Origin of the sequence: Flavobacterium wongokense (assembly GCF_021608265.1) — a bacterium.
GTDB lineage: Bacteria > Bacteroidota > Bacteroidia > Flavobacteriales > Flavobacteriaceae > Flavobacterium > Flavobacterium wongokense.
Genome location: NZ_JAKIHP010000002.1, coordinates 319,172 through 332,087 on the forward strand (window position 1 = coordinate 319,172; position 12,916 = coordinate 332,087).

Consider the following 12,916-nt stretch of genomic DNA (forward strand, 5'->3'; position numbering starts at 1 on the left):
TTAGGTAAGCATTCCGCCATCAACATTCAAAACCTGCCCAGAAACATAAGCACTCATGTCAGAAGCAAAGAAAAGGCATGCATTCGCTACATCTTCGGGAGAACCACCTCGTTTCAACGGAATAGAATCCCTCCAGCCCTGAACCACATCTTCGTTTAATTTGGCAGTCATTTCAGTTTCAATAAATCCGGGTGCAATTGCATTGCAACGGATATTCCTTGAACCTAATTCCAAAGCAACCGATTTGGTAAAACCAATCATACCTGCTTTTGAAGCTGCATAATTTGCCTGGCCTGCGTTTCCTTTCACACCTACTACACTACTCATATTCACGATAGAACCTTTGCGGTTTTTAAGCATGATTTTCTGAACCGCCTTAGTCATATTGAAAACCGATTTCAGGTTGATTTCAATTACTTTGTCAAAATCTTCTTCAGACATACGCATCAAAAGGTTGTCTTTTGTGATTCCGGCATTGTTGATCAATACATCAACATTCCCGAATTCAGCCATAACATCATCTACAAGTTTTTGCGCTTCGTTGAAATCAGCTGCATTTGATTTATATCCTTTGGCTTTGATTCCCATAGCCGACAATTCATTTTCTAAAGCCTGCGCTGATTCGGCTGAAGAGCTGTAAGTGAATGCAACATTTGCTCCGTGTTGGGCAAATACTTTGGCAATTCCGCTACCAATTCCTCTACTCGCGCCAGTGATGATGGCAACTTTTCCTTCTAATAATTTCATAAGTCGTAGTTATTGTTTTTTAATTGTCTTATGTAATGGCCACATGAAAAAAATAATAATTTTCCAAGCAAAACTCCCGTGTCCATTTCATTTTATAAAAGAGTTTAATTTGATAGCCCAAATATAGGATAATTTATACTTAGTAAAAAATCATTTACTATCATTGTAATCTGAAACCAGGCAAAATGATTGAAAACCAAAGCCATTTTGAAAAATTATACCACGAGTATAAAACACTCGTGTTCAATGTGGCATTGAATTACCTGCAGAATGTTGAAGATGCAGAAGAAATCACTCAGGATGTATTTGTAAAAGTCCACAATTCGCTCCAAACTTTCAATCAGCAGTCCTCTCACAAAACCTGGATTTACCGCATTACAATTAATCAGTGCCTTGATTACATCAAACAAAAAAACAGCCAGAAACGCTTTTTCATATTTGGCAAAAAAAACCAGAATGAGCAGGAATACCTGAATGCATCCAACTTTGAACATCCCGGAATTTTAATGGAAAACAAAGAAGATGCTGCTGTTCTTTTTGCAGTAATTAATACATTGACCGAAAATCAAAAAACTGCTTTCCTGCTTTCAAAACTTGACGGATTGAGTAATCCCGAAATTGCCGAGATTATGCAGCTCAGCATTTCGTCTGTGGAATCCTTGATTTTTAGGGCGAAAGCAACACTCCAGGAAAGATTGACAGAAAAATTCAACCACTATCGCAAGAAAAAATAAAAACCTTCGTCTATATGAACATGGAAAAAGAAACCTGGATAGAAACCATTTTAAACAGTACAAACGGAATTACAGAAGTTGTGCCGAATGATGATTTGCTTTCAAAGATACAGCACAAGATAAAAAACCAGGATGCTGTTTCTTCCAGGACAGTTTGGCTGGTTGCTGCATCGATAGCAGTTTTGGTACTGTTGAATATATCTGTAATCAGTTCCAAAAGCAAATCCGCTAAAGATTCAACCACAGCTTATCTGGAAATGACTGTCAATAAAAGTAACCAATTATATTAATAATCATGGAAAAGACAAAACTCTTAACAATCGCCGTTATTGGATTATTGGTAATCAATTTTGGAACTTTGGGATTCCTGCTTCTGAACGGAAAAGGGCATCATCCTCCGCATGGTGGCAGGCCTGAACCAAAGGAAGTAATCATTGATAAATTGCATTTGGATGCCAATCAGCAAAAGGAATATGCCAAACTAATTGAATGGCATCACAGTGAAATTGAAAGGTTGGACGAGAATATACGCCATGCGAAAAATGAATTGTATTCCCAACTAAACCAACCAGAAATCAATTCAAAAATCAGGGATTTGCTTATAGCAGATATCAATTCGAATCAGAAGAAAATTGAGGAAACCCATTTCAAACATTTTGCAGATATCAAAAAGCTCTGCCGTAAAGATCAGATGGATGAATTCAATTCGCTGACCGAAGAACTTTCAAGGTTATTTGCACCAAAACCTCACGGGCCAAGACATGATTAAAAAGGGAATACATAGTGTTTTCCTTTTCTTTTTTTGTTTCTGGCTTTCGGCACAAAACAAAAGCGATTCACTTGCGGTTAATTTCCATTTGGAATTCAATAAACTTCCACTAAAACTGAATCATAAATATGTTTCTGCAGCCAATGATACTTTGACTGTCGAAACTTTTAGATGCTATATTTCAGGCATTCAGATTCAGTATGACGACAATTCGGTGTTTACCCAAAAAGAGAGCTATCACCTACTCGATTCTGAAAATCCCAATTCTTTCAGCATTCCGATAACCAAAAAGAGCGACAAACTGATTTCAAAAATAATCTTCAATATTGGGATTGACAGCGTGACGAATGTTTCGGGAGCATTGGCTGGTGATTTGGATCCGATAAAAGGAATGTACTGGGCTTGGCAGAGTGGTTACATCAATATGAAGATTGAAGGGAAAAGCCCAAGCTGCAAAACCCGTAAAAATGAATTCCAGTTTCATGTTGGCGGTTATCTCAAACCTTTTTATGCGATGCAGTGCATGAAGTTTCCACTTGATAAAAAAGCGGATGACGACATCAATATCGGAATTGATTTAAATCGTTTTTTCTCCAATCTGGAACTCAGCAAAACCAACAGCATTATGATTCCCGGAAAGGAGGCTATGAAACTGGCGGCACACAGCAACAAAATGTTTTATTCGCAATGAAACGGTATTGGAAACATAGTACACTGATGTGCCTTATACTGATTGGCTTTGCTTTTACAGTTCGGTTTGCTACTCCAATCTATTTTGAGGTTCCTGACAAATGGCCAAAACCGGTTTATGATTTTTCAAAAAATCCAATTACAGAAGAAGGATTCCAATTGGGCCGAAACCTATTTTACGACCCAATTTTGTCTCGTGACAAAACCATTTCCTGCGCGAGCTGCCATTCACCAAATAATGCATTCACACATGTTGACCACGATCTGAGCCACGGAATCGAAGGCCGAAAGGGCAAACGGAATTCACTTGCCTTAGTCAATTTGGCCTGGAGCAAAAATTTTATGTGGGATGGTGGTGTGAATAACCTTGAAGTGCAGCCTATCAACCCGATTACAAACCCTGTTGAAATGGATGAAAAACTCGAAAATGTGGTCACCAAGCTACAGCAAAGCCCTAAATACAGAACTCTTTTTTCAAAAGCCTATGGTGACGAAAAAGTAACAAGCCAACGGATATTAAAAGCGCTCGCACAGTTTACGGTGATGCTCAAATCATCGGATTCCAAATACGATAAAGTGATGCGCCATGAAGCTTCTTTTACACAACAGGAAGAAAAAGGATACCAGCTCTTTAAAGCCAACTGCGCTTCCTGCCATACAGAACCGTTGTTCAGTAGTGACAAATTTGAAAACAACGGGCTAAAGCCTGATGATTCCTTAAAGGATGGTGGACGTATTAAAATTACCAAAAACATCAAAGACTCCTTAAGGTTTAAAGTTCCGACATTGCGGAATATTAAACTTACCGGACCATACATGCATGACGGTAGCATTCAAAACCTTCCGATGGTTTTATTCCATTATACGGATGATTTGTATAAAAGCCCAAGTCTTTCAAAACAACTGACTAAAAAAATAACTTTAAATAAAGAGGACAAAGATAATCTGATTGCGTTTTTAGAGGCTTTAACCGATGAATCGTTTATACACAATCCAAAATTTCAGTATCCGAGATAATTTTTTTTATAACCGTCGCAAGAATAAAAAACTTCTTTCGTCTAAACCGATATTAACCAACCTAACGAATATGAAAAGAATAGTTTTATTGTTATTAATTTCAATTGCTTCTTATTCCCAAACCAATCCAATCATTACAAAATGGCTTAAAAACACAACCGGAATTACCGGCCGTCACTATGTTTCAGGAAATCCTACTCCCATAACTGATGCGGTAGCAGCCAATGTACAAACGGTTCAGTATTCGACCAATTGGGTTTATGTAAGTACCAATGGAATACCTGCTTATATCACAGGTCCCTTTTTAGATGGAAACCCTTCATTGGCAACATCCCAAAACGCAATTTTTAAATTGCCCCTAACCCCAACGCAAAACACAGGAACTCCAACAGCTACTACAGGTGGCAACATCGGTTTGTTTAAGAATGGTGTTGCTTTATTTGATTACCGCGATGGCGCATCCTGGAAGAATTCGACCCAACAGATGTGTGGTGGTCCAACAGGAATGTGCATGGGTGATGGTGTATGGAACAGGGATGCAATTCCGGCAGAAAGAGCAGGTTTTGATTGTGCCAAAGCGCATCCTGCAATGGGTAATTACCACCATCATCAAAATCCGAGTGCCTTTAATTTGGATTTGGTTGTGATTTCAAATGTCTGCAGTACCTATCCATCAGACGGTTTGTATGTAATCAATACATCGGAACATTCGCCACTAATTGGTTTTGCTTATGATGGTTTCCCAATTTATGGAGCCTATGGTTATGCCAATGCAGATGGAACAGGAGGCATCGTTAGAATGAAATCGAGTTACCAGCTTCGCAACATTACTGTTAGGACGCATTATGCTGACGGAAGCAATGTCACTGATGGTCCGGCTGTAAGTACAACGTATCCTTTAGGTTATTTTAGGGAAGATTATGAATATGTTGCCCATGCTTCTGACGCCAGTTATTTGGATGTCCATAATGGAAGGTTTTGTGTGACACCGGAATACCCTGACGGGATTTATTGCTATTTTGCTACCGTTGATGCCAATCATAATTCGGCTTATCCTTATGTGGTGGGCCCAACATTTTACGGAAATAAAACTGCCGTAAAGGTTACTTCGATAACCGAAGCTACGACGCAGTATACTTTGGCGACAGCCGATTTTAACCTTTCGCAACTGAATATTAAAATCTACCCAAATCCGGCTCAGGATTTCATAGCCATCCAGTCGGATATGATTGAAGAAAATTTGGAAGTAAAGCTTGTGGATGAATTGGGCAAAATAATACAAACCAACGAAATCCTTCAGGGAAGCACGCTATGCATTATGGATTTGACTTTGGTAACCAACGGAATTTATTTTGTAAAAATAGCCAGTTCGAAAGACGATAAGACCTTTAAGATAATAGTTGATAGATAGTTTAAAAGTAGGTAAGTGTATAAGCCATCTAGAAACGAAAAGCTCCCGATAATTCGGGAGCTTTTATTTTTATATTGTTAGGAATATTATCCCATCACTTCTTTTACTTTTTTTCCAATTTCAGCTGGAGAATCAACTACATGGATTCCGTTTTCCCTCATGATTCTTTTCTTTGCTTCAGCTGTATCGTCAGCACCACCAACGATGGCACCTGCGTGACCCATTGTTCTTCCTTTTGGAGCTGTTTCTCCGGCAATGAATCCAACAACCGGTTTACGATTACCATCAGCTTTCACCCATTTGGCAGCATCAGCTTCCAATTGGCCGCCAATTTCACCAATCATTACGATACACTCTGTTTCAGGATCATTCATCAGTAATTCAACTGCTTCTTTTGTTGTTGTTCCAATGATTGGATCACCACCAATTCCGATAGCTGTAGTAATTCCCATTCCCTGTTTTACAACCTGATCGGCAGCTTCGTAAGTCAGGGTTCCTGACTTAGACACAATCCCAACATTTCCTTTTTTGAATACAAAACCCGGCATGATACCAACCTTAGCTTCTTCCGGAGTAATTACTCCAGGACAGTTTGGACCGATTAACCTACAGTCTCTTTCTTTGATATATTCGTATGCCTTGATCATATCGGCAACAGGAATTCCTTCTGTAATAGCGATAATTACTTTGATACCCGCATCAGCAGCTTCCATAATGGCATCAGCAGCAAAAGCTGGTGGAACAAAAATAATCGAAGTATCAGCTCCGGCTTTATCTACAGCATCTTTTACCGTATTGAAAACTGGTCTGTCCAAGTGGGTTGTCCCTCCTTTTCCTGGTGTAACGCCACCAACAACATTAGTACCGTATTCAATCATTTGTGTAGCGTGGAAAGTTCCTTCGCTTCCTGTAAATCCCTGAACAATTATTTTTGAATTTTTATTAACTAAAACGCTCATGTTTGTGTGTGTTTATTGGTGTTTAATTTATGTGTTGCAAAAGTAGAAAAATAGTAATTAGTAATCAGTGATTCGCAATTAGTTTTTTTCTAATTAGAGTTGGCTCATCTGATAACCTCTGTAAAGCTTATTGTTCTTTAATTCCCAGATTACCATAAAATGCGCCAAGAGCATTTCCTCTCTTGGGTTTTCAATGGTTTTGACATAATGGGAATAACGAACGGAAACCGTATTGCCTTCTTCTAAAATATGGGTAATCATGGTTTTGGAACGAACGTATGCCTTAGCAAATTCGGAGGTTAAATCTATTATCTCCTGACGTTTCAGTTTTAGAAAGCCTTTACTGCTGTGCCATTCCAAAACAACATCGTTGTGTAAAAGCCTGGATACCGTTTCGGCTTCCAATAATGCGTCTGATTTGTAAAATTCCTGAACGATTTCTTTAGCGCTCATTTTTATTTAAGTTTGTTTAAGATTTCTGGTATTCTTTTGACATTTGCCAACTGCTTCAATTTCTCTCTTGACTCTTCTATTGGTGTCCCAAAATAACTCTTTCCGCCTTCAATCGATTTGGTTACTCCGGTTTGACCCATAATAACTGCCTTCGCTCCTATGGTGATTCCGCTGGTTGTACCAACCTGTCCCCACATGGTTACTTCATCTTCAATGACGACACAACCCGCTATTCCGGTTTGTGATGCTATCAGGCATTTTTTACCAATGACAGTATCATGTCCGACATGCACCTGATTGTCAATTTTAGTTCCGGCACCGATAGTGGTATCACCGGTAACGCCTTTATCAATCGTACACAACGCTCCTATTCCGACATTGTCTTCAATTACAACTCTTCCGCCTGAAATTAACTGATCAAAACCTTCGGGACGTTTTTTATAATAAAAAGCATCAGCTCCGAGTATTGTTCCCGAATGAATGATGACATTGTCTCCAATTACGGTGTTGTCATAAACAATGACATTCGCGTGAAGTAGGCAATTTTTACCAATTGTAACATTGTGCCCGATAAAGCAGTTAGGCTGAACCACCGTGCCTTCTCCAATGTTTGCTGAAGCAGAAATACTCACATTAGCTGCCACAAACGGACGGAAATGTTTTGTCAAAGTATTGAAATCCCTGAAAGGGTCATCGGAAACCAACAAGGCTTTTCCAGCCGGGCAATCAACCTGCTTGTTAATCAAAACAATGGTTGCTGCCGACTCGAGTGCTTTATCGTAGTATTTTGGATGGTCAACAAAAACGATATCACCAGGTGTAACCACGTGGATTTCGTTCATGCCTTCTACCGGAAAATCATCAGCACCAACATATTGGCAGCCAATGATTCCAGCAATTTCTTTAAGTGTATGTGTTTTGGGAAATTTCAAAATTATTCTTTTACACGTTCCATATATGAACCAGTAGCAGTATCAATTTTGATTTTGTCTCCTTCATTGATAAATAAAGGAACGTTAACCGAAGCTCCGGTTTCTACTTTTGCAGGTTTTGTAGCATTGGTTGCAGTATTTCCTTTTACACCTGGTTCTGCATAAGTAACTTCCAAAATAACAGAAGCCGGCATATCTACAGAAAGAGGAAGTTCAGTTTCAGTATTAATCTGAACCATTACATTGGTTCCTTCTTTTAATAAATCTGGTGCATCAAGAATGTTTTTATCCAAAGTGATTTGCTCATAAGATTCCACATTCATAAAATGAAATTGGTCTCCTTCTGCATATAAATACTGATAGTTTTGAGTTTCAACCCTAACCGTATCAATTTTGTGTCCCGCAGAAAACGTATTGTCCAGTACTTTTCCGTTAGTCAGTGATTTCAATTTTGTTCTTACGAAAGCTGGTCCTTTTCCAGGCTTCACGTGAAGGAATTCAATGATTTTATAAATATCGTGATTGAACTTGATGCATAATCCGTTTCTAATATCTGATGTAGATGCCATTATAATATGTATTTGTTAATTTACTTCGTCAGTTCGCTGACGCTCGTGTGATAATTTGTTTAATTTTTAATAAGAACCTGAATATCCTTTCATAATACCTCTTGATGAGTTTCGGATGAAATCCAATATCTCATCACGCTCGGGAGTTGCCTCCATTTCACCTTCAATGATTGCCATTGCCTGCGAAGTATTATAATTTTTTTGATATAAAATCCTATAGATTTCCTGAACTTCCTTGATTTTTTCGGAGGTAAAACCTCTTCTTCTCAACCCAACTGAATTGATACCAACATACGAAAGTGGTTCTTTTGCAGCTTTGGTGTAAGGCGGAACGTCTTTACGAACCAATGAGCCTCCGGAAATCATGGCGTGGTCACCAATATGGATAAACTGGTGAATCGCTGCAAGTCCGCCAATGATGGCAAAATTCCCAACAATTACGTGTCCGGCCAAAGCAACACCGTTTACAATAATGGCATTATCACCAATATGGCAATCGTGCGCAATGTGTGCTGTAGCCATGATCAGGCAGTTAGCTCCAATCTTAGTCTGGCCAGAAGCTATTGTCCCTCTGTTAATAGTAACACACTCTCTTACAGTTGTGTTATCGCCAATTATTGCAAGTGATTCTTCTCCTCCAAATTTTAAATCCTGAGGAACAGCTGCGATAACGGCACCGGGAAAAATATTGCAATTTTTTCCAATTCGGGCACCTTCCATAATGGTCACATTAGAACCAATCCAGGTTCCTTCTCCAATGACAACATTGTTATGAATGGTTGTAAATGGTTCAATAACTACATTCTTAGCGATTTTCGCTCCGGGATGTACATATGCTAACGGTTGATTCATATATTTTTTATGGTTTATGGCTTGTTGTCTGTGGTTTTGATTATAAACCACAAACTATAAACTATTTAATTATTGTTTTTTAGCGATTTGCGCCATTAATTCAGCTTCAGCAACTAATTTACCATTCGCATAAGCGCTAGCCTGCATATGGCAGATTCCTCTTCTTATAGGAGTAATCAAATCACATTTAAATACCAAAGTGTCTCCAGGCAATACCTTATGCTTGAATTTTACATTGTCAATTTTCATAAAGTACGTCAGGTAATTTTCAGGATCGGGAACAGAACTTAAAATCAAGATTCCTCCGGTTTGTGCCATTGCTTCAACAATGATAACACCCGGCATTACTGGTGCACCCGGAAAATGCCCAATAAAGAATGACTCATTCATAGTCACATTTTTCATTCCCACAACATGCGAATCTGACATTTCAATGATGCGGTCCACAAACAAGAATGGTGGACGGTGAGGCAGTAAATTCATGATTTTATGAATGTCCATCAAAGGCTCTTTATGCAAATCGTAAGTCGGAACCTGATTTTTCTGCTCAATCTTTATAATTTTAGAAAGCTTTTTGGCAAACTGTGTGTTTACATAATGCCCTGGTTTATTGGCAATCACCTTACCTTTGATTCTTGTTCCAATCAAGGCCAAATCACCAACAACATCAAGCAATTTATGTCGCGCAGCTTCGTTTGGGTAATGCAGTGTTAAATTATCGAGGATGCCGTTTGGTTTAACCGAGATAGAATCCTTTCCAAAGGCAACTTTTAAATTTTCAATGGTTTTTGGAGAAATTTCCTTGTCAACATAAACGATGGCATTGTTCAAATCGCCTCCTTTAATCAGGCCATTATCCAATAAGGTCTCCAATTCATGAAGGAAACTAAAAGTTCGGGAATCAGCAATTTCGGTCTTGAATTCAGAGATGTTTTTCATTGTGGCATTTTGGGTTCCCAAAACCTTGGTTCCAAAATCGACCATGGTAGTTACCTGGTAATCTTCTGAGGGCATCACTAAAATTTCACTTCCGGTAGCTTCATCTGTATATGAAATTACTTCCTTTACCACATAATAATTGCGTTCCGCATCCTGCTCAACAATCCCGGCTTTCTCTATTGCTTCAACAAAATACTTTGAGGAACCGTCCATAATTGGCGGCTCTGATTCATTTAGCTCAATAATGACGTTGTCAACATCACAGCCTACAAAAGCCGCAAGGACGTGCTCTGAAGTTTGGATTTTAACTCCAAGTTTTTCAAGGTTTGTTCCTCTTTGTGTGTTTACAACATAATTGGCGTCAGCTTCAATAATTGGACTTCCTTCCAAATCAACCCTGACAAAAGTATAGCCATTGTTGATAGGTGCCGGTTTAAAGGTCATCTTAACTTCTTTCCCGGTGTGTAATCCAACGCCGGTAAGTGAAATCTCGTTTTGGATGGTTTTTTGTTTAACCATTGGTATGCTTATTTAAGTTTAGTTTTTATTCTGAAATATTCTTTTTCAAATCATCTAAATCGGCGACAATCTTAGGCAGATTCCTGAAATGCACATAAGACTTGTTCCAATCAACATAATTAAAGGATGGCGAACCTTGAATCACTTCTCCGTCTTTGACATTTTTCCCAACTCCGGACTGCGCCTGAATCCTGACATTATCACCAATTACAATATGGCCTGCAAATCCAACTTGTCCACCAATCATGCAGTTTTTACCAATTTTGGTCGAACCTGCAATTCCGGTTTGGGCTGCAATTACCGTATTCTCTCCTATTTCAACATTGTGTGCAATTTGTATCTGATTATCGAGCTTTACGCCTTTTCGGATTATGGTTGAACCCAATGTTGCTCTGTCGATTGTAGTACAGGAACCAACTTCTACATTGTCTTCCAATATCACGTTGCCAATTTGAGGCACTTTGCTGTAGGAACCGTCTTCCTGTGGCGCAAAACCAAATCCATCAGAACCAATAATGGTTCCCGAATGAATTACACAGCCACTCCCGATTACAGATTCTGAATAAACCCTTGCTCCGGCAAAAAAGATACAATCGTCTCCAATTGTCACGTTATCACCAATGAAGGAATTCGGATAGATCTTTACATTTTTACCAATGACCACATTCTTTCCAATGTAGCTGAAACTCCCTAAATACAAATGTTCACCATAAGTTACATTCTCCGAAATCACAGAAGGCTGCTCAATTCCCGATTTCATCAGCTTCACCTGATTATAGTATTCAAGCAGTTTAGAAAAAGATTTATAAGCGTCTTCAACCTTGATTAAGGTCGTTGTCAGCTCGCCTTCAGGAATAAAATCAATATTTACAATGGTAATGGTAGCCGCTGTTGTATAGATGAAATTAGCATACTTGGGGTTTGCCAAAAATGTTAGCGAACCTGCCGTACCTTCTTCAATCTTAGCCAATTTGAATACTTCGGCTTCAGGGTTTCCCACCACTTCGCCTTCTAGAATTCCTGCTATTTGCGCTGCTGTAAATTTCATCCCGACAAAAGTATAAAAAAAACGATTTTAATGTTAAAATTCTTCAAGTTGTTTTGGGTAACAGATAAAATACTTGGTTACCGGTTTTGACAGGGCTTTCAAATTCAATTGGTCTGAAGCTTCCACTACATCCTCAATCGTTTTATCCTTCTTCAGAATCCGGATTGGTTCCGCATCTTTGCTGTATGCCTGGTTTTTGATTTTTCCCTTAAAGATAAAATATTTGGCTTCCTGTTGGGTAATATTATTTTCTTTAGAAAACCTTACTGTCATTGCTTCCAAAACTTCGGCAGGAAACTTTTCGCTGTTCAGTTTGATTTTGGACAAATCCCTGTTAATGATCATTTTGCTCAAACTGCTCAAAATGAAATCCTCGTGAAACTGCCAATTTTTTAAAGCGCTAACAATATCAGAATCATCAAGTTGTGCAAAAGTATTTAAATCATCATTTGAAAAATTATCCGGTGTTATTTTATGCTCCATAAAATACTTCAACGGACGACTGCATTCTACATCAATTCCTTTGTGAAGCAGTTCTTTTGCCCTTTGCAGGGTTTTGGTCAAAGTCAATTCGGCTACCAGACTGGTCTTGTGCAGATAAGCCTGCCAGTACATCAACCTTCTTGCCATAAGGAATTTTTCTATAGAGTAAATCCCTTTTTCTTCCATCACCAAAACATCGTCCATCACATTCAACATCTGGATTAAACGGTCGGAATTGATGTTCCCTTCGGCAACTCCTGAATAAAAACTGTCGCGTTTCAGATAATCCATCCGGTCCATGTCCAACTGGCTTGAAATCAGCTGCAGCATGAATTTCCTATGGTATTCGCCTTTAAAGATTTGGATTGCCAGACTCAATTGGCCTTCAAATTCGGCATTGAGCTGATTCATAAAAAACAACGAAACTTCTTCATGGTGTACTTCCACGATGCTGTGCTCCATTGCATGTGAGTAAGGTCCGTGTCCGATATCGTGCAGTAAAATTGCAATGTATAAAGCGTTTTCCTCCTCTTTTGAAATCTGCACTTCCTTGAAACGCAATACCTCTACAGCTTTCTGCATCATGTGCATTGCACCAATGGCGTGATGAAAACGCGTGTGATGTGCGCCAGGATAAACCAGATAAGATAATCCCATTTGACTGATGCGTCGCAAACGCTGAAAATAAGGATGCTGGATTAAATCATAAATCAACGAATTGGGGATGGTAATGAAACCATAAATTGGGTCGTTGAATATTTTAAGTTTATTGATATTGCTCACAAAAGTGTGTT

The 12,916-nt window shown here is 38.8% G+C and carries 15 protein-coding genes; 6 read left to right on the forward strand and 9 right to left on the reverse strand.

Annotation, left to right across the window (positions count from 1 at the left end; genetic code table 11):
• Complete coding sequence (gene fabG / locus L1S31_RS07480) at positions 1 to 747, reverse strand: 3-oxoacyl-[acyl-carrier-protein] reductase (RefSeq protein ID WP_236464099.1); 747 nt, start codon at positions 745 to 747, stop codon at positions 1 to 3.
• Positions 748 to 932: 185 nt separating this feature from the next.
• On the opposite strand from fabG, the gene L1S31_RS07485 reads away from it, so the two are divergent.
• The 6 genes from L1S31_RS07485 (at position 933) to L1S31_RS07510 (ending at position 5,368) form a co-directional block, all read left to right on the forward strand.
• Entirely contained in the window at positions 933 to 1,481 is a 549-nt protein-coding gene (locus L1S31_RS07485; protein ID WP_236464100.1) for an RNA polymerase sigma factor, read from the forward strand.
• A 14-nt stretch (positions 1,482 to 1,495) separates the two neighbouring features.
• Positions 1,496 to 1,771, forward strand: a complete 276-nt coding sequence (locus L1S31_RS07490) for a hypothetical protein (RefSeq protein WP_236464101.1) — start codon at positions 1,496 to 1,498, stop codon at positions 1,769 to 1,771.
• Between the two features lie 5 nt (positions 1,772 to 1,776).
• Complete coding sequence (locus L1S31_RS07495) at positions 1,777 to 2,250, forward strand: periplasmic heavy metal sensor (RefSeq protein ID WP_236464102.1); 474 nt, start codon at positions 1,777 to 1,779, stop codon at positions 2,248 to 2,250.
• The gene (locus L1S31_RS07500; RefSeq protein ID WP_236464103.1) at positions 2,243 to 2,941 is read left to right on the forward strand and encodes an MbnP family protein; all 699 of its coding nucleotides are present in this window, start codon (positions 2,243 to 2,245) and stop codon (positions 2,939 to 2,941) included. The genes L1S31_RS07495 and L1S31_RS07500 overlap by 8 nt, the downstream gene beginning before the upstream one ends.
• Positions 2,938 to 3,957 (forward strand): cytochrome-c peroxidase, encoded by a 1,020-nt coding sequence (locus tag L1S31_RS07505; RefSeq protein WP_236464104.1) that lies wholly within the window; start codon positions 2,938 to 2,940, stop codon positions 3,955 to 3,957. The genes L1S31_RS07500 and L1S31_RS07505 overlap by 4 nt, the downstream gene beginning before the upstream one ends.
• 70 nt (positions 3,958 to 4,027) lie before the next feature.
• Complete coding sequence (locus L1S31_RS07510; protein WP_236464105.1) at positions 4,028 to 5,368, forward strand: T9SS type A sorting domain-containing protein; 1,341 nt, start codon at positions 4,028 to 4,030, stop codon at positions 5,366 to 5,368.
• An 86-nt stretch (positions 5,369 to 5,454) separates the two neighbouring features.
• Here the strand turns inward: L1S31_RS07510 and sucD are convergent, their stop codons facing one another.
• From sucD to L1S31_RS07550, 8 genes are all read right to left on the reverse strand, one after another.
• Positions 5,455 to 6,327 (reverse strand): succinate--CoA ligase subunit alpha, encoded by an 873-nt coding sequence (gene sucD / locus L1S31_RS07515; RefSeq protein ID WP_236464106.1) that lies wholly within the window; start codon positions 6,325 to 6,327, stop codon positions 5,455 to 5,457.
• Between the two features lie 93 nt (positions 6,328 to 6,420).
• Positions 6,421 to 6,780: a nuclear transport factor 2 family protein gene (locus L1S31_RS07520; RefSeq protein WP_236464107.1), complete on the reverse strand. Its 360-nt coding sequence runs from the start codon at positions 6,778 to 6,780 to the stop codon at positions 6,421 to 6,423.
• Between the two features lie 2 nt (positions 6,781 to 6,782).
• Positions 6,783 to 7,712 (reverse strand): UDP-3-O-(3-hydroxymyristoyl)glucosamine N-acyltransferase, encoded by a 930-nt coding sequence (gene lpxD, locus L1S31_RS07525; RefSeq protein WP_236464108.1) that lies wholly within the window; start codon positions 7,710 to 7,712, stop codon positions 6,783 to 6,785.
• A 2-nt stretch (positions 7,713 to 7,714) separates the two neighbouring features.
• Positions 7,715 to 8,281, reverse strand: a complete 567-nt coding sequence (gene efp / locus L1S31_RS07530; protein WP_236464109.1) for an elongation factor P — start codon at positions 8,279 to 8,281, stop codon at positions 7,715 to 7,717.
• A 66-nt stretch (positions 8,282 to 8,347) separates the two neighbouring features.
• Complete coding sequence (gene lpxA / locus L1S31_RS07535) at positions 8,348 to 9,133, reverse strand: acyl-ACP--UDP-N-acetylglucosamine O-acyltransferase (RefSeq protein ID WP_236464110.1); 786 nt, start codon at positions 9,131 to 9,133, stop codon at positions 8,348 to 8,350.
• A gap of 69 nt (positions 9,134 to 9,202) precedes the next feature.
• Complete coding sequence (locus tag L1S31_RS07540) at positions 9,203 to 10,591, reverse strand: bifunctional UDP-3-O-[3-hydroxymyristoyl] N-acetylglucosamine deacetylase/3-hydroxyacyl-ACP dehydratase (RefSeq protein ID WP_236464111.1); 1,389 nt, start codon at positions 10,589 to 10,591, stop codon at positions 9,203 to 9,205.
• Between the two features lie 25 nt (positions 10,592 to 10,616).
• Entirely contained in the window at positions 10,617 to 11,639 is a 1,023-nt protein-coding gene (gene lpxD / locus L1S31_RS07545; protein WP_236464112.1) for a UDP-3-O-(3-hydroxymyristoyl)glucosamine N-acyltransferase, read from the reverse strand.
• A 33-nt stretch (positions 11,640 to 11,672) separates the two neighbouring features.
• Positions 11,673 to 12,905, reverse strand: coding sequence for an HD domain-containing protein (locus tag L1S31_RS07550; RefSeq protein ID WP_236464113.1), 1,233 nt, complete (start codon positions 12,903 to 12,905; stop codon positions 11,673 to 11,675).
• Positions 12,906 to 12,916: the final 11 nt, after the last annotated feature.

Excerpts from the sequence above, each read along its gene's own strand:
- fabG (WP_236464099.1), bottom strand. The coding sequence starts at position 747 with ATGAAATTATTAGAAGGAAAAGTTGCCATCATCACTGGCGCGAGTAGA.
- L1S31_RS07485 (WP_236464100.1), top strand. The coding sequence starts at position 933 with ATGATTGAAAACCAAAGCCATTTTGAAAAATTATACCACGAGTATAAA.
- L1S31_RS07490 (WP_236464101.1), top strand. The coding sequence starts at position 1,496 with ATGAACATGGAAAAAGAAACCTGGATAGAAACCATTTTAAACAGTACA.
- L1S31_RS07495 (WP_236464102.1), top strand. The coding sequence starts at position 1,777 with ATGGAAAAGACAAAACTCTTAACAATCGCCGTTATTGGATTATTGGTA.
- L1S31_RS07500 (WP_236464103.1), top strand. The coding sequence starts at position 2,243 with ATGATTAAAAAGGGAATACATAGTGTTTTCCTTTTCTTTTTTTGTTTC.
- L1S31_RS07505 (WP_236464104.1), top strand. The coding sequence starts at position 2,938 with ATGAAACGGTATTGGAAACATAGTACACTGATGTGCCTTATACTGATT.
- L1S31_RS07510 (WP_236464105.1), top strand. The coding sequence starts at position 4,028 with ATGAAAAGAATAGTTTTATTGTTATTAATTTCAATTGCTTCTTATTCC.
- sucD (WP_236464106.1), bottom strand. The coding sequence starts at position 6,327 with ATGAGCGTTTTAGTTAATAAAAATTCAAAAATAATTGTTCAGGGATTT.
- L1S31_RS07520 (WP_236464107.1), bottom strand. The coding sequence starts at position 6,780 with ATGAGCGCTAAAGAAATCGTTCAGGAATTTTACAAATCAGACGCATTA.
- efp (WP_236464109.1), bottom strand. The coding sequence starts at position 8,281 with ATGGCATCTACATCAGATATTAGAAACGGATTATGCATCAAGTTCAAT.
- lpxA (WP_236464110.1), bottom strand. The coding sequence starts at position 9,133 with ATGAATCAACCGTTAGCATATGTACATCCCGGAGCGAAAATCGCTAAG.
- L1S31_RS07540 (WP_236464111.1), bottom strand. The coding sequence starts at position 10,591 with ATGGTTAAACAAAAAACCATCCAAAACGAGATTTCACTTACCGGCGTT.
- lpxD (WP_236464112.1), bottom strand. The coding sequence starts at position 11,639 with ATGAAATTTACAGCAGCGCAAATAGCAGGAATTCTAGAAGGCGAAGTG.